Consider the following 14,795-nt stretch of genomic DNA (forward strand, 5'->3'; position numbering starts at 1 on the left):
ATGAATAAAATTCAATTCTGGACATGCACTCCGCTGGTGTTTGCACTGGCCCTGGCCGGTTGCGGCACGCTGGCTCCCACCTATGAACAGCCTGCTGCGCCAGTGGCTAGCAACTGGCCAAAGGGTGAGGCCTACCAGGCCGACAGCCCTACAGCGCAGGCCGCGATTGACCTGGCCTGGCGAGATCTGTTTGTGGACCAGCGCCTGGAGCAACTGCTTGAACTGGCCTTGAAAGAAAACCGGGATTTAAGAATTGCAGCGCTGAATATTGAGCGAGCACGCGCGCTTTACCAAGTGCAACGCAGCGATTTATTCCCCACGATTTCTGCAGATGGTGAAGGCAATCGGCAACGCTTGCCCGCTGACTTAAGCGGAGGTCGCTCTGGCGGTGCCACCCCGAAACAGTACAGCGCAACAGTGGGTTTTGCTGCCTATGAGCTCGATTTATTTGGCCGGGTGCGCAGCCTCAATGAAGAGGCCTTGCAGCGTTTTCTGGCCACCGAAGAAGCACGCAAAAGCACGCAAATCAGTTTGATCGCAGAGGTGGCCTCCAGCTACCTCACCCTGGCCTCTGATCAAGCCTTGCTTGAACTGGCGCAAGACACCCTGAAGAACCAGCGTGACGCCTACGATTTGATCAAGCGCAGTTTTGATTTGGGTGTGGCCTCTCAGCTGGATTTGCGCCAGGCTCAAACCAGCGTCGAAGTGTCCCGCGCCGATGTGGCCCGGTTTACACGTGCTGTGGCCCAAGACCGCAACGCGCTCGAGCTGCTGGTCGGCAAAAACATTCCCAAGGAATTGCTGCCCGACAGTAACCTGGAGGGTGCCGCCGCCATGGTTGAACTTCGCGCTGACATTCCTTCCGAGGTATTGCAACGCCGCCCCGATGTGGAGTCGGCCGAACGTCTGCTTCAAGCCAGCAATGCGCGCATCGGCGCAGCCCGTGCCGCGTTTTTTCCCAGCATTACCCTGACCGCTGATGCAGGCACTGCCAGCTCCTCGCTGGATGGCCTGTTTGAATCAGGCTCACGCACCTGGAGCTTCATACCCAGAATCAACTTGCCGATATTTGATGCTGGCCGCAACAGTGCCAACCTCGAGGTCGCAAAAACAGATCAGCAAATTGCCTTGGCTGAATATGAAAAAACAGTACAGGGCGCATTCCGTGAAGTGGCTGATGCCTTGGCTGCACGGGGCACACTCGATGCAGAACTGGATGCACAAAATGCCTTGGTGGAGGCCACCTCGGAAAGCTACAAACTGAGCGAGGCCCGGTTTAAACGCGGCATTGACAGCTATTTGAATGTGCTCGATTCGCAACGAGCGCTTTACTCTGCCCAACAAGACCTGATCGCAGTTCGACTGGCGCGCACTGCCAACCTGGTGACCTTGTACAAAGCGCTGGGTGGTGGCTGGACCGAGAGTGACGCCAACCTGGCGAGCGACTATCCATCGAGGGGAGGCAGCAATGATCAACGAGGCTAAAACCGTGACCAGCAAAGCGGAACTTCGCCGCCAGCAAATTCTGGATGCAGCAGCCGAGTGTTTCAGGAAAAGCGGTTTTCACGGTGCCAGCATGTCCGAGATTGCGAAATCTTTTGGCATGAGTGCCGGGCACATCTACAACTACTTCGAAAGCAAGGAAGCGATTATTGAAGCCATGGTCAAGCGTGACCTGGACCAGGCGCTTGAGCGAATCGCAAAAATTCAAGGTGAGAAAGACATTCTGAAAGCCATGCTGGGCACAGTGGATGAAGGTGTGCAACGGCGCATTGACCGAAGCGAACTGGATACGGAAATTTTGGCAGAGGCCGCACGAAACCCGAAAATTGCCGCCACGGTTCAAGGTACCGACGCGGTAATTCGAGAGAAGGTCACGCATCTGATCAAAGGCATTCAGCCCTTGAAAGACTCGCCACCCTGCGAGCTCAATCTGGCTGCGAAATCCACCATTCTGATGGCTCTGTTCGACGGACTTCAAATTCGCGCCATACGCGACCCGGACATGAAGGCTGACGACATTGCCCGTGTGTTGAAAAGCGTCATTCAACAGATGCTTCAAAGCTGAGATTGGCGCGGCAGGCCTGGGGTATACTCGGGCTCTACTTCACTGCCGCGCCCCACATGCCACGAGCTGTCCTCCCCTACAGCCTGCCTTTGCTGCTGATCATTTTGATCGGCTTTGCTGCACTGTCGCTCACCTTGGGCGCTTATCCCCTGAGCCTTCTCGATAGCCTGCATGCCTTGCTGGGTACCGGCGAACCGATGGCAGTGCAAGTGGTTCAAGACATTCGACTACCCCGCACGCTGGGTGCCATTTTAGTGGGCGCTGCCTTGGCGGCAGCTGGCGCGGCTTATCAGCTTCTGTTTCGAAACCCGCTGGTGTCGCCCGATATTTTGGGTGTGTCCTCGGGCGCTGGGCTGGGTGCCGTGTTGGGTTTGTTTCTGGGCCTGCCCAGCCTGGGTGTGCAAAGCCTCGCATTTGCAGGTGGCATTGCCGCAGTGGCATTGGTGATTGCACTGGGCAAAGCGATTCAACATGCTGACCGAACCCTGGTGCTGGTGTTGACCGGCGTAGTGCTGGGTGCACTGGCTGGGGCAATCACTTCTTTATTGAAAATTCTCGCCGACCCTTACGATCAATTGCCAGCCATTACCTTCTGGTTGCTGGGCAGTTTAAGCGGCATGCACATGGCACAAGTTTGGGTGGTCGCGCCAGTGGTGCTGGTGGGTTGCTCGGTGCTGTATTTGCTGCGCTGGCGTCTGAATGTGCTGAGCCTGCCCGAAGCTGAGGCGAGCGCTTTGGGAGTTCAAGTCAAACCCCTTCGAATTGCCGTGATTGCGCTTGCCACCATCATGACCAGCGCGGTGGTTGCCGTGGCTGGCGTCATCGGCTGGATCGGATTGTTGATTCCCCACGCAGCACGCCTGCTGGTGGGTCCAAGCCTTGCTCGTCTGTTGCCCATGTCGATCGTGATGGGTGCGTTGTTTTTGTTGTTGGTGGACACGGCCTCGCGCAGCGCAGGCGATCTAGAAATACCGTTGGGTATTTTGACAGCGCTGGTGGGTGCACCCTTCTTTTTAGGACTGCTGCTGCGGCGTGCGGGAGCCAGTTCATGAGCCTGAAAACCGAAAACCTGTCGGTGGGCCACGGGGGCTGTGCAGTGGTCGAGCACATTAACCTGGAGTTGAAACAAGGCGAAATACTTTGCCTGCTCGGCCCCAACGGCAGCGGCAAAAGCACACTGATAAAAACGCTGCTGAACCTGATTCCCCCTTGCGCAGGGCGGGTGCTGATCAACAACGCTCCCCTGCAAAACCTGGCGTCACCGGCATTGGCGAAGCACTTGGCTTATGTGCCCCAAAGCCATGCCAACAATCTCGGGTTTTCCGTGTGGGATACCGTGTTGATGGGCCGAACCACGCATTGGGGTTTGTTCGGTGGCCCCACACAGGCCGACCATCAAGCGGTGCACAATGCTCTGGAACAATTGGACATCAGTGAATTGAAACTACGAGATTTCAATCTGCTTTCCGGCGGGCAACAACAACTGGTGCTGATAGCGCGTGCCCTGTGTCAGGGTGCGCAAACTCTGATTCTCGATGAACCCACCGCCAATCTCGACTTTGCCAATGCGGCCAAGGTAATGCACACGCTGGCATCGCTTGCAGCCGCCGGGAAAAGTGTGGTGCTGAGCACGCACAACCCGCAAGATGCTTTGGGAGTCAATGCCACCGCTTGCTTGCTGAAAGGGCGTGCCGTGCTTGCGCTTGGCCCCGCCCATCAGGTAATCACCTCCGAGACCTTGAGCGCACTGTACGGCGTTCCAGTTACAGTCAGTAAAACAGAGTCGGGCCATATTGCGGTGGTTCCCGGCAATCACTGATCTGATTATTCAGCAGCCAGCCCTTCAAGTATCGGGCAGTCGGGCCGAGAATCACCTTTGCAACAGTGAACCAGGCGTTCCAGTTCGGCCTTCATTGCATTCAATTCGCGAATTTTCGCTTCCAGTGCATTCAGGTGTGATTGCGCAAGCTTTTTGACCTCCCGGCTTGGGCGCGTTTTGTCTTGCCACAGGCCAAGCAATTCCTCAATCTGCTTGATGGAAAAACCGAGGTCACGTGAGTGCCGGATAAAACGCAGCAAGTGCAAATCCCGGCTGTTGTACAAACGATAACCAGCCTCGGTGCGGTTGGCCTCGGGCAGCAAACCCACCATTTCGTAATGCCGAATCATTTTCGCGGTGATTCCCGATTCCATGGCCGCTTCGCCAATCGTGAACCAATCTTTGCGTGTCCATTCTGCGTACATGTTCACAACTCCACTGTTTCAGGTTTCAATAGTTTGGGTTTCCAGCGAGTCAGCAACAGGGCGTTACTGACCACACTGACTGAACTCAAAGCCATGGCTGCGCCTGCGACCACCGGGTTAAGCAGTCCCATCGCGGCCAAGGGTATTCCCACTGCGTTGTACACAAAAGCCCAGAAAAGATTTTGTTTGATCTTGTTGTAGGTGCGTCTGGAAATATCAATGGTTTGAGCCACCAAGGCGGGGTCAGGTCGCATCAGCGTGATGTCGGCTGCATGCATGGCCACCTCTGTGCCACTGGACATTGCAAAACTGACATCCGCAGCTGCCAGCGCAGGCGCATCGTTGATTCCATCTCCCACCATGGCCACCACCTGGCCCTGCTGGCGATAATGGGCCACTGCCTCGCTCTTGTTGTGCGGCAATTGTTCAGCCTGCACCTCTGAAATACCCAGCGCCTGGGCAACGCGTTGGGCACTGGCCCTGGAGTCGCCTGTCAACAACACAGAGTTCACCTGCAAATTGGTCAAATTTTGCACAGCTGCAAAAGCGCCTGCTTTCAGGGCATCACCAAAACCCAAGGCCCCCAGCAAGGACACTTCACCTTGCTGGCCTTCGGCAACCCAGGCATGGGTGGGTGCGTTGTCTGGCAGGGATTGGTTCACCGTGCTCAATGCCGACTCCGGCACACCCAGTTCACGCATCCATCGCGCAGTACCTACATACACACGTGTGCCATCCACCATGCCACTGACACCACGCCCAGGCTGGTCCTGCAATTGGCTTACCCCAGGCCATTGAACGCCCTGCCCTTGGGCATAAGCCAGCACAGCTGCGGCCAGCGGGTGAGCGCTGCCCGCTTCAACAGCTGCTGCCTTGGCAAGAAAGCTGTGCAGGCTATTGCTGTTAAAAGGCACTGCTGCACCCACAGAAGGCTTGCCCTCAGTCAAGGTGCCGGTTTTATCAAACACCACGGTGTTAATTCGGTGAGCAAGCTCCAGCGCCTGTGCATCTTTAATCAGGATTCCATGGCGCGCCGCCACGCCCGTGCCTGCCATGATTGCGGTAGGTGTGGCCAAACCCAGGGCGCAAGGGCATGCAATCACCAACACAGCCACCGCATTCACAATGGCCAACTCCAGGTTGCCACCTTCAGCCAAAAACACCCAATACAACAAGGTAAGCACCGCAATCACCAACACCACGGGTACAAACACGGCACTCACCTTGTCCACCAGCTTTTGAATGTCAGGTTTGGCTGCTTGCGCGTCTTCAACCAGGCGAATAATTTTGGCCAGCGTGGTTTCAGCACCCACAGCGCTCACTTCAATCAACAAGCGCCCATCCAGGTTCACAGCACCGCCGGTCACCAGGCTTCCCGGAGATTTCTCAACCGCCTGGCTTTCCCCGGTAATCAGGGCCTCATCCACATGGCCTTCGCCTTCCAGCACACGGCCATCCAGCGGAATTCGCTCACCGGGCTTCACCACCACCTGCATGCCCACCGCCACACTGGCAATCGGCAGCACTTTTTCTTGCCCGTTCTGAATCACTGTGGCGGTGTCGGGGCGCAAGGCTTGCAACGCAGCAATGGCTGCAGTGGTTTGCCGCTTGGCGCGTGCTTCCAGCCACTTGCCCAACATCACCAAGGTGATCACTGCGGCAGACGCCTCGAAATACAAATGCTGGTTGCCCTCGCCCAACATGTAAGCCGACAAACCAAATGCCGCAGAAGTACCAATGGCCACCAGAAGGTCCATGTTGCCCGTGCGGTTTTGAATTGCTTTCAATGCTCCCCGATAAAAACGGGCGCCCAACCAAAACTGCACCGGGCTGGCCAAAAGCAGTTGTATCCAGCCAGGCAACATGTAGTGCTTGCCAAACAGCATTCCTGCCATGGGCAACACCAAGGGCAAGGTGAGCAATGCGCCCCACAACACCATCGTGCCTTCATGATCATTTTGTTTTGTGGGGTGCGAACCCGCTCTGGATGCGCCTGCTGAGCTTGGCTGGCTGGCAGTTTCAATTGGCTCCGCGTCATAGCCTGCTTTTTGAACCGCCGCGATCGCGTTTTGCAACAGATCGGGTTTGGCCAGTTGTACGCGGGCCTTCTCGGTGGCCAGGTTCACCGTTGCGCTAATGACACCAGGCGTAGCCAACAAGGCTTTTTCGACAGCGCTGGAGCATGAGGCACAGCTCATGCCGCCCACAGCAATGTCGATGGTATTGGACGGGTTGGAATTCATGCTTGCTCTCCATGGTGTGATGGAAGCATTTTCAACCTTAACACCATGTCAAGGTCAATGCCTTGACCTTACCATGATTGGAAGCTTCAGCATATCCATGTGTTCAATTCAATGGGAGAGTCTTCATGACACCGCCATGGCGATTGCCCGATAAAGTACATGCATTAGAATTGCGGTTAACCCCAACTGGAGTGCAAAACATGATTACCTTGAGTGTAGAGAAAGTGAAATGCGGCGGATGTGCCGCCAATGTGAAACAGGCCGTATTGGCCAAAGACCCGCAGGCACAGGTGCAAGTCGATGTCGCCAACAAACAGGTAGAAATTGATTCTCGTCTGGACGGACACACCTTGGCCACGATTGTCAGCCAGGCCGGCTACCCCGCCACCCTGCAAGCCTGATTCAAAAGATCAAGCGGCTTCGCAGTATGCCTGGCCCCAGTAGTTGTACGTGAACGCCTTGGGGCCGGGCACATACATGGTTTCAATGTCATCCACCAAAAACCCGCCTTCCTTGAGCAAAGCGGGAATGTCCCGGTTCAAGTGACAACCTCCCGCCAGTTTTCCCCACACGGGTTGCAAACGATTCTGCGTGTTTCGCACTTTTTCATCCGGTGCCGCGCCATGCTCGCAAAACAGCAACTTACCGCCCGGCTTTAACACTCTGCGCATTTCCTTCAAGGCTTGCACGGGCTCTGGAATGGTGCACAGGGTGTAGGTCATGACGATGGTGTCGATACTTGCATCGGGCAATGGAATTTTCTCGGCAGGCAAGCCCATAAGCTCTACGCTCAGGCCGGTTTGATCGATGCGTTTTTTCGCCAGACGATGCATTTGCATGGCAGGGTCCAGGCCAATGATTTTTTCAACTTTTGCAGCGTCATAGTGGCGCATGTTCAAACCGGTGCCGATACCAATTTCAAGCACCAGCCCTGTGGCTTTGGGTACCACTTTCTGGCGTTGCCTGTTGATGGCTTTCATGCCGCAAGCGAAATCAAGCAAAGTAGGCAGTACGTGTCGGTCGTATAATTTGGCTAACAATCCCAATTTTTTGTCCTTTTGTATTCAGGAAACGTCGCCACCATGCAAAACAACCCAGACCAGTTCTCATCCAAGATCGGCTTTGTGCTGGCCGCAGCCGGCTCAGCCGTGGGCATTGGTAATTTGGTGGGCTTTCCTGTGGCCGCAGCCAAAAATGGTGGCGGTGCATTCTTGTTACTGTACATTTTTTTCGTCATTGCCATTTGCCTGCCGCTGATTCTCGCCGAGCTTAGTTTGGGCCGCGCCACCAACCAAAACCCTTTGGGAGCATTCAGGCAGGTTTCCAGAAACCACAAAGCCTGGGTGCTGGCTGGTGCTTTGTCGTTGATCACACCTTTCATGATTGCCGTGTTTTACAGCGTACTCACAGTGTGGTTGCTGGGCTATTTCCTGCTGGTACTGATAGGCCAACTGGACCAATTGGCCACCCCTGTTTATTTTGGCGGCTTTATCACCAGCCCCTGGATATTTGCCTGCCTTGCGGCGGTCATTGGCATGGTCATTGTTGTGCTCAAAGGTGGGGTGCGCGATGGCATTGAAAAAGCATCCCGTTTGCTCATGCCCATGCTGTTCATCATGCTGATTGGTCTGGCTGTATTTGTGCTCACCTTGCCCAACGCCACTGCTGGTTTGAAGTTTTATTTCACACCGCAACTGGACCGCATTACCTGGAGTGTGGTCAACGGTGCCTTGTCACAAGCATTCTTTTCGCTGTCGCTGGGCATGGGCATTTTGATTACTTATGGTTCGTATTTGCGCAAACAAGACAACCTGGTGCAGTCGGCCAAAATGCTGGCCTGCACCGACACTGGCGTGGCGCTGGTGGCGGGCCTCATGACCCTGCCCGCAATTTTCGCCATTTACCCCAACACCAACCCCAGCGAATTGAGCGATTCCTCGGTGGGCTTAATCTTCTCGTTTTTCCCGAACATTTTCATGGCCATGGTGCCGAAATTCGGATATGCCGTGTCCAGCCTCATCGCAGCCACATTCTTCCTGTTGGCGTTCGTAGCCGCCATTACCTCGCTAGTGTCGATTATTGAGGTGCCAGTGGCGGCCCTGAAAGCCGAGGGCAAGAAAACCCGCAATACAGCGCTTGGGATTGTTATTGCGGCTGTGTCGATAGGCGCCATGTTCAGCGCCTTGTCTTTTGGGCAAGTGAAATGGCTCAGCGATTTCGCTTTTTATTCCGGTGCCAACAAATCGCTTTTTGACGTGTTGGTTGACGTGTTTTACGACACCATTTTGCCTTTCAACGGTTTGCTGATTTGCCTGCTGGTGGTGTGGCAATGGAAACGCCACAACATGACTGCTGAGATGCTGACCAGCAATAAAAATGCTGCCAGCGGTTGGCTTGAGCGCTACACCCACTTTGCGATTGCATTCTGGATCCCGTTGATTCTGGCCACTGTGTTTGTTGTCACGGTAATCAATAAGTTTTTCAGTTGATCGTCACCACGGCGATCCACTGAATTACTGGCACGCTTAATGCCACTTTTGTGCTGTAATAAGGAAAATCAAAAAATATTCCGGAGACAGCATGAAAACAAACCTGGTCTTGGCTGCCCTTTTCATGGGCACGTCTGCCTTGATGGCAGCCTGTTCAAAAACCCCAACCCCAGTCGATCCCAACAGTGCTGCAAGCCCTTTCACACAGGCTTTTCACGCTGAAGTGGCCAAAAACACCGACCTAGCAGACCCAGCCAACAACGCCGATGCGCGCAAAGGTTTAATCGCAAAGCCCACAGGCAAAGTACTCAACGATGCCGGCGAAGTCATTTGGGATTACGACGAATTCAATTTCATTGAAGGCAATGCCCCCAGCACCGTGAACCCCAGCCTGTGGCGGCAGGCCAGCCTTAACAATCAAATTGGCCTGTACAAAGTGGCTGACCGCATTTACCAGTTGCGCGGCTTTGACCTGTCGAACATGACCTTGATTGAAGGCGACACCGGCTGGATTGTGGTGGACGTGCTGACCAGCGAGGAAACAGCACGCGCCGCCATGGCTTTTGCACGCAAACACCTGGGCGACAAGCCAGTAACCGCCATTGTATTTACCCACAGCCACGTGGACCATTTTGGGGGTGCGCTGGGTGTGCTCAGCGCCGAGGAAGTGGCAGCTCGCAATGTTCCTGTAGTTGCCCCCATCGGCTTTATGGAAGAGGCCACCAGTGAAAACCTGCTGGTGGGCATGGCCATGGCACGAAGGTCAATCTACATGTACGGAAAACGCCTGCCCCGCAGCCCGGAAGGTTTGATTGACAACGGCTTGGGTAAGGCCGTGGCCTACGGCAAGGTGGGCATACTACAGCCTACGCTGGTGGTGAAAGAAGCCAAAGAAACCCACGTGCTCGACGGCCTTGAATTCATGTTCCACAACGTGCCAGGCAGTGAAGCGCCCTCCGAGTTCGTGTTTTACCTGCCTACACTGAAAGCCTTTGGCAGTGCAGAACTGTTTGGCCACACCTTGCACAACCTGTACACCCCACGTGGTGCCAAAGTGCGCGATGCATTGAAGTGGGCCAGTTACATGGATGAAGCCATTGCCTACGCAGGCGATGCCGAAGTGATGTTTCACCAGCACAACTGGCCGGTGTGGGGAGCCGACAATGTGCGCAGCTTCATGGAAAAACAACGCGATGTGTACCGATTCATTCATGACCAGACTGTGCGGCACATGAATGCGGGCTACACCTCCATGGAAATTGCAGAGAAGGTTCAAATGCCACCGGCCTTGAACAACTTTCTGAGTGGGCGCGGCTACTACGGCACCGTGTCACACAATGTGAAAGCGGTGTACCAGTTTTACATGGGCTGGTTTGATGCAAACCCCGCCAACCTGAACCCCTTGCCCCCGGTTGAAGCGGCAAAGCGATATGTGGATGTGGCAGGCGGAATGGATGCTTTGCTGAACAAAGCAGAAGACGCTGTGAACAAAGGTGAATACCGCTGGGCTGCTGAATTGCTGAAACATGCAGTGTATGCCGACCCTGAGAACGCACGCGCCAAGGCCTTGCTGGCAACAAGTTTCGACCAGATGGGCTACATGGCAGAATCTGCGCCGTGGCGTAACTTTTACCTGACCGGTGCACTGGAGTTGCGCCAAGGTGGCTACGCCGAAGGGTTTCAACGCACAGCCTTTCTCGACATGCTGAAACACACCCCCACGGAGCGCTTTCTGGAAGCCATGGCCGCTGCGCTGAACAGCGACAAAGCGGAAGGGGAAGACATTCAAATCAACCTGGTGTTTTCCGACACGCAGGAAAGCTATGTGCTTCGAATCAACAACAGCGTTCTACATCACCGTGCGGGCAAACCAGAAACAAATTCTGCTGCCACACTCACATTGAGCAAACCCTTCTTTTTGAACATGATGACTGGTGAGGCGGGTGCGACTGATTTGCTGTTTTCCGATCAAACCAAGATTGATGGCAGCACAATCAAGCTGGGGCAATTTTTTGGAATGCTGGAGAAAGCAACAGGTAACTTCAATATTGTGACGCCTTAACCAAGCCATGGCATGTCAGTAATATTCGGGTTTCCACGATTGGCCTGGAAACCCGAACAACCCTATAGTGTGTGGAAGATCAATCGCACATTCACTGGTAACGCACATGTCCACAGCCCAAGCCAAACACAGCACACTTCAGCCCTTCCACCTTGCATTCCCGGTCACCGACATTGAGGTAGCCCGCAAATTTTATGGCGAGGTGATTGGCTGTGAAGAAGGCCGCAGCGCCCCACACTGGGTGGACTTCAACTTTTATGGCCATCAACTTGTGGCGCATTTAGCACCGGAAGAAGTGGGCTGCAAAGCCAACAGCAGTGTGGACGGCCATGCCGTGCCTGCCAAACACTTCGGCGTGATTTTAACCATGGATCAGTGGAATGAACTGGCCGACCGGCTGAAAGCTGCGGGCACCAAGTTCGTGATCGAACCCTACATTCGATTCAAAGGCCAGGTGGGCGAACAAGCCACTATGTTCTTCATGGACCCATGCGGCAACGCGCTTGAATTCAAGGCCTTCGCCAACATGGATCAAATATTCGCCAAGTAAATCAGCTTTTTGCGTTTTTCCAGACGGTGTAGGGCTCGTCATTCTTGGTGCGCACTACGCTGTCAACTTCGTCCATGTACACCTCGCGGTCTTTGGAGTTGAACGCTTCAGTCAGGCTGACCATGCCCAGTGAAAATCCCGTACCCACGGTGACATAACCAAAAGCCCAGTCCTGCACGACACCTTTCTTGTCCACCAGGAAATAAGTGGCCATGCGCTTCTTGCTGTCGAATCCAATTCCTTCACGGGAGTTGTCAAGAATCGCGTTGTTGTCCATGCGATCAGTGAAATGCTTTTTTACCACCATGCCATTGGGCAGTTTTTCCTCGCCAATAAACTTTCCATAAGTTGCATCATTTTGAATTGGCGCGTAGGGCTGGCCAACATGCTTGGCCAGCATGCGCGAAGCAATGCCATGACCCACGGCATCACCCATGCTGTTCAAGGCACCGCATCCACCCACACTCATGCTCACTGCCAAAATTCCGACCACCGCCAATGATGTACAAAACCCCCGAAGTATTGTCGCCATCGCTTGTTCTCCCCCAATGTCTTTGAACTTGTTGAAGCAATTTAAACCCTTCGCCTTACGGGATATATCCTATAAACAGAGTAGTCAATTTGATTACAACATTCAGCAGATTGGCGTAGAGCAATAACGTGCCTAGCATGGTGTTCAATCAACAACACCATGCGAGGGGACTATGGGGATTCGTCAATTCGGTTTAATGGCTGCCGCTCTTTGTACGGGCTGCGCTTCGATTACTCAAGGCACCAGTCAAACGCTTATTTTTAAAATGGAGCCCCAGCAAACCGTGTGTACCTTGAGCAGGGACGGCGAAGGCGAGCTTGGCGTGGTAACCGGAAAAGAAAACAGCATCACGGTGGGCAAAGACAAGGACGACATCATTGTGGCCTGCAAGGCCCCCGGCTATGAAGACAAAACAATTCGCCTGGTCAGCAGTGCGAGCACCGCAGGCGTGGCCGGTGGTGCATTTATTGATTTGGGCATCACCGACATGATCACTGGCGCCATGTGGCAATACCAAAACGAGATCCGCGTGGCTTTGAACAAGCCCGGCCAGGCGCCCGCCAACACTGACTTTGCCAAACCTCTCTAAAACGATTGCTCCATTTCACGGCGAAACTTCACCGCCGTGGAATTGGCATCAAACGCCACATCATTCCAGCTCACGGCTTGCCCGGCTTTCACGGGTTTAAGCAATTTCACACCATGCGCCAAACCCAAAGGCAATCCACCCAAGGCCAGCGATTCCTGTGCGGGCATCAGCTTGCCGTACACGGTGTAACCACCCTCACCGTCCAGCAATTCACCCGCCTTTAAATCACGCTTGGCAGTGGCCACTACATCGCCATGCCAGCAAATGGGTGCGCCCGTGGCCTCGCCGCGAATACCGATGGACGCCACCGAAATTCCCAATTCCAGACCAATCAGGTGAAAGGGTTTGTACATGCTGGAGTACTGTCCACTTGGATCGGTGATCAAGCCGTATTCCTTGAAGCAGCGGGCCACGTATTCACTGTCTGCAGCGAAGGTCACATACACGCCCCAACGCAGGTCGCGAAACACCGGGCGTGTGTCACGCTCAACACTGGAGATCACCTCCACTTGCCCGCGTTGGTCCAGAATGCCGCCGTGTTCACGTGGCTTCAAGATTCGCGCCAAATCATCCACACCCACTGCCGGAAACTTCAGGCCACTGGGGGCTGCAAGGCCTGTGGCATTGGCCACGGCTGCCATTTCAATCGCGCTTTTGGTGCCATCCAGAAAGCTGTTGAACATTTGCGCGTTCATGCCGCCTTTGGCTGCGTCTTCCGCCGTTAAACCATAGTGGTTCCACACGGTGTCAGGCGTGCTTTCATGGTAGGTGGGCAGGTACTTGGTGCCTTTGCCCGCGGCCACGACAGAAAAACCAGCGGCCCGCGCCCAATCCACCATTTCAAAAATCAGTGCAGGCTGGTCGCCATAAGCCAGTGAGTAAACAATGCCAGCTGCATCGGCCTTGCGTTTCAGCAAGGGGCCTGCCAGTGCATCGGCTTCCACATTCACCATCACAATGTGTTTTTTAAATTCACAACAGGCCAGCACATGGGCAATGCCCACAGCCGGGTTGCCCGTGGAGTCGATGATGATGTCGACAAAAGGCGATTCAATCAGCTTCATGCCGTCGTCAATAATCGCGGTGTTGCCCTGTTTGGCGGCTTGTTCCAAGGAGTTGGCCGCATAGCTTTCTTCTTTCCAGCCCACATTTTTAAGTGCAGCTTTCGCCCGTGCCGGGGACAAGTCAGCAATGCCCACCATGTGAATGCCGGGCGTACGCGGTATTTGAGAAAGATACATAGAGCCAAACTTGCCCGCGCCAATCATGCCGACACGCAGGGGTTCGCCCTCAGCAGCACGCTGCTGAAGCTTGGAGAATAAATTCATGAAAGCCTTTTAGGTGGATGCAGTATTTGCCCACAGAATAACCCGTGCACACAGGCACGGAAAACCCGCAGTATCCCTAGGACAGGCAATTACCTCTCGCGCTGAACTGCATCCCGCAGGGCCTGCACACTGGGCACACCCGAGAAAAACTGTTCGCCTACCGCCAGCGACGGCACCGCTTGAATGCCAAGCTGTTTTGCATAATGCAAATCAGCATCGTGTTGCGCGTTGGCTAGAGGCGAGTTGACAAACTCATCGAGTTCGGCCGGGTTCAATCCCAGATTTGCAAGAATGTTTTTCAGTACCTGATCCTCACCAATGTTCAGGTTTTGCTGAAAAAACGCCTTCATCACAGCGGTCGTGTATTCGTTGCCCTTCCCCTGTTGCTTCGCATATTGCAGCCCCAAGAATGCTTTGCGTGTGTAGGGTTGAGGAGAAACGGTGGGCAGTTGAATGGGCACACCCAGGCGTTCGGCCATGGGGTACACCGACGCCTTCCACACGCGTGGCAGGTATTCATCCTCGGGCTTCAAGGTGGGTGTTGGGTAGGGTCGAAGCTCGAACGGCATCCACTCAATTTCGACTTCTAAACCCTCAATGGCTTTTTCGATGGTCGCTTCACCAAGCAGGCAGAACGGGCACACGAAATCGGTCCAGACCTGAATTTTGATGGGTGTAGTCGACATGGGG

General features: G+C 54.5%; 15 protein-coding genes. 9 read left to right on the forward strand and 6 right to left on the reverse strand.

Going from position 1 to position 14,795, the window contains the following annotated elements:
• From adeC to B4C79_RS02410, 4 genes are read left to right on the forward strand one after another with little or no spacing between them, the layout of a single operon-like run.
• Window positions 1-1,485, forward strand: a complete 1,485-nt coding sequence (adeC, locus tag B4C79_RS02395) for an AdeC/AdeK/OprM family multidrug efflux complex outer membrane factor (protein WP_291740642.1) — start codon at window positions 1-3, stop codon at window positions 1,483-1,485.
• On the forward strand, window positions 1,469-2,068 hold the full coding sequence (locus B4C79_RS02400) for a TetR/AcrR family transcriptional regulator (protein ID WP_275270574.1): 600 nt from the start codon (window positions 1,469-1,471) through the stop codon (window positions 2,066-2,068). The genes adeC and B4C79_RS02400 overlap by 17 nt, the downstream gene beginning before the upstream one ends.
• 56 nt (window positions 2,069-2,124) lie before the next feature.
• A complete protein-coding gene (locus B4C79_RS02405; RefSeq protein ID WP_291751652.1) occupies window positions 2,125-3,120 on the forward strand; it encodes a FecCD family ABC transporter permease in 996 nt (331 codons plus the stop codon).
• Window positions 3,117-3,887 (forward strand): ABC transporter ATP-binding protein, encoded by a 771-nt coding sequence (locus B4C79_RS02410; protein ID WP_291739465.1) that lies wholly within the window; start codon window positions 3,117-3,119, stop codon window positions 3,885-3,887. The genes B4C79_RS02405 and B4C79_RS02410 overlap by 4 nt, the downstream gene beginning before the upstream one ends.
• A 5-nt stretch (window positions 3,888-3,892) precedes the next feature.
• Here the strand turns inward: B4C79_RS02410 and cueR are convergent, their stop codons facing one another.
• Both cueR and B4C79_RS02420 read right to left on the reverse strand, forming a co-directional pair.
• Window positions 3,893-4,312 carry a Cu(I)-responsive transcriptional regulator gene (gene cueR, locus B4C79_RS02415; RefSeq protein WP_105029566.1) on the reverse strand — a complete coding sequence of 140 codons (420 nt, stop codon included), beginning with the start codon at window positions 4,310-4,312 and terminating at the stop codon, window positions 3,893-3,895.
• 2 nt (window positions 4,313-4,314) lie between these two features.
• Window positions 4,315-6,555 carry a heavy metal translocating P-type ATPase gene (locus B4C79_RS02420; RefSeq protein WP_291739466.1) on the reverse strand — a complete coding sequence of 747 codons (2,241 nt, stop codon included), beginning with the start codon at window positions 6,553-6,555 and terminating at the stop codon, window positions 4,315-4,317.
• A 200-nt stretch (window positions 6,556-6,755) separates the two neighbouring features.
• Here B4C79_RS02420 and B4C79_RS02425 point away from each other — a divergent pair, with 200 nt between their 5' ends.
• Window positions 6,756-6,956 carry a heavy-metal-associated domain-containing protein gene (locus B4C79_RS02425; RefSeq protein WP_105029916.1) on the forward strand — a complete coding sequence of 67 codons (201 nt, stop codon included), beginning with the start codon at window positions 6,756-6,758 and terminating at the stop codon, window positions 6,954-6,956.
• A gap of 9 nt (window positions 6,957-6,965) precedes the next feature.
• Here the strand turns inward: B4C79_RS02425 and B4C79_RS02430 are convergent, their stop codons facing one another.
• Entirely contained in the window at window positions 6,966-7,595 is a 630-nt protein-coding gene (locus B4C79_RS02430) for a class I SAM-dependent methyltransferase (RefSeq protein WP_291762215.1), read from the reverse strand.
• Between the two features lie 42 nt (window positions 7,596-7,637).
• Between B4C79_RS02430 and B4C79_RS02435 the strand changes: the two genes are divergently transcribed.
• The 3 genes from B4C79_RS02435 to B4C79_RS02445 all read left to right on the forward strand — a co-directional run bounded on the left by B4C79_RS02435 (window position 7,638) and on the right by B4C79_RS02445 (window position 11,656).
• The gene (locus B4C79_RS02435) at window positions 7,638-9,044 is read left to right on the forward strand and encodes a sodium-dependent transporter (protein WP_291739468.1); all 1,407 of its coding nucleotides are present in this window, start codon (window positions 7,638-7,640) and stop codon (window positions 9,042-9,044) included.
• A gap of 91 nt (window positions 9,045-9,135) precedes the next feature.
• Window positions 9,136-11,106: an alkyl/aryl-sulfatase gene (locus tag B4C79_RS02440; protein ID WP_291751656.1), complete on the forward strand. Its 1,971-nt coding sequence runs from the start codon at window positions 9,136-9,138 to the stop codon at window positions 11,104-11,106.
• A 106-nt stretch (window positions 11,107-11,212) separates the two neighbouring features.
• Window positions 11,213-11,656 carry a VOC family protein gene (locus B4C79_RS02445; RefSeq protein WP_291743362.1) on the forward strand — a complete coding sequence of 148 codons (444 nt, stop codon included), beginning with the start codon at window positions 11,213-11,215 and terminating at the stop codon, window positions 11,654-11,656.
• Window position 11,657: 1 nt separating this feature from the next.
• Here the strand turns inward: B4C79_RS02445 and B4C79_RS02450 are convergent, their stop codons facing one another.
• On the reverse strand, window positions 11,658-12,188 hold the full coding sequence (locus B4C79_RS02450; RefSeq protein WP_171099984.1) for a hypothetical protein: 531 nt from the start codon (window positions 12,186-12,188) through the stop codon (window positions 11,658-11,660).
• A 172-nt stretch (window positions 12,189-12,360) separates the two neighbouring features.
• Here B4C79_RS02450 and B4C79_RS02455 point away from each other — a divergent pair, with 172 nt between their 5' ends.
• A complete protein-coding gene (locus B4C79_RS02455) occupies window positions 12,361-12,777 on the forward strand; it encodes a hypothetical protein (RefSeq protein WP_171099986.1) in 417 nt (138 codons plus the stop codon).
• Here the strand turns inward: B4C79_RS02455 and B4C79_RS02460 are convergent.
• Both B4C79_RS02460 and B4C79_RS02465 read right to left on the reverse strand, forming a co-directional pair.
• A complete protein-coding gene (locus B4C79_RS02460; protein ID WP_291762218.1) occupies window positions 12,774-14,105 on the reverse strand; it encodes an NAD(P)H-dependent oxidoreductase in 1,332 nt (443 codons plus the stop codon). The genes B4C79_RS02455 and B4C79_RS02460 overlap by 4 nt on opposite strands.
• Before the next feature lie 89 nt (window positions 14,106-14,194).
• Window positions 14,195-14,791: a DsbA family oxidoreductase gene (locus B4C79_RS02465; protein ID WP_291741676.1), complete on the reverse strand. Its 597-nt coding sequence runs from the start codon at window positions 14,789-14,791 to the stop codon at window positions 14,195-14,197.
• Between the last annotated feature and the right edge of the window lie 4 nt (window positions 14,792-14,795).

Source organism: Limnobacter sp. UBA7229 (genome assembly GCF_002473065.1).
Classification (GTDB): Bacteria; Pseudomonadota; Gammaproteobacteria; order Burkholderiales; family Burkholderiaceae_B; genus Limnobacter; species Limnobacter profundi.

Excerpts from the sequence above, each read along its gene's own strand:
- B4C79_RS02465 (WP_291741676.1), bottom strand. The coding sequence starts at position 14,791 with ATGTCGACTACACCCATCAAAATTCAGGTCTGGACCGATTTCGTGTGC.
- B4C79_RS02425 (WP_105029916.1), top strand. The coding sequence starts at position 6,756 with ATGATTACCTTGAGTGTAGAGAAAGTGAAATGCGGCGGATGTGCCGCC.
- B4C79_RS02455 (WP_171099986.1), top strand. The coding sequence starts at position 12,361 with ATGGGGATTCGTCAATTCGGTTTAATGGCTGCCGCTCTTTGTACGGGC.
- B4C79_RS02450 (WP_171099984.1), bottom strand. The coding sequence starts at position 12,188 with ATGGCGACAATACTTCGGGGGTTTTGTACATCATTGGCGGTGGTCGGA.
- B4C79_RS02400 (WP_275270574.1), top strand. The coding sequence starts at position 1,469 with ATGATCAACGAGGCTAAAACCGTGACCAGCAAAGCGGAACTTCGCCGC.
- B4C79_RS02420 (WP_291739466.1), bottom strand. The coding sequence starts at position 6,555 with ATGAATTCCAACCCGTCCAATACCATCGACATTGCTGTGGGCGGCATG.
- adeC (WP_291740642.1), top strand. The coding sequence starts at position 1 with ATGAATAAAATTCAATTCTGGACATGCACTCCGCTGGTGTTTGCACTG.
- B4C79_RS02405 (WP_291751652.1), top strand. The coding sequence starts at position 2,125 with ATGCCACGAGCTGTCCTCCCCTACAGCCTGCCTTTGCTGCTGATCATT.
- cueR (WP_105029566.1), bottom strand. The coding sequence starts at position 4,312 with ATGTACGCAGAATGGACACGCAAAGATTGGTTCACGATTGGCGAAGCG.
- B4C79_RS02435 (WP_291739468.1), top strand. The coding sequence starts at position 7,638 with ATGCAAAACAACCCAGACCAGTTCTCATCCAAGATCGGCTTTGTGCTG.
- B4C79_RS02440 (WP_291751656.1), top strand. The coding sequence starts at position 9,136 with ATGAAAACAAACCTGGTCTTGGCTGCCCTTTTCATGGGCACGTCTGCC.
- B4C79_RS02445 (WP_291743362.1), top strand. The coding sequence starts at position 11,213 with ATGTCCACAGCCCAAGCCAAACACAGCACACTTCAGCCCTTCCACCTT.
- B4C79_RS02460 (WP_291762218.1), bottom strand. The coding sequence starts at position 14,105 with ATGAATTTATTCTCCAAGCTTCAGCAGCGTGCTGCTGAGGGCGAACCC.
- B4C79_RS02410 (WP_291739465.1), top strand. The coding sequence starts at position 3,117 with ATGAGCCTGAAAACCGAAAACCTGTCGGTGGGCCACGGGGGCTGTGCA.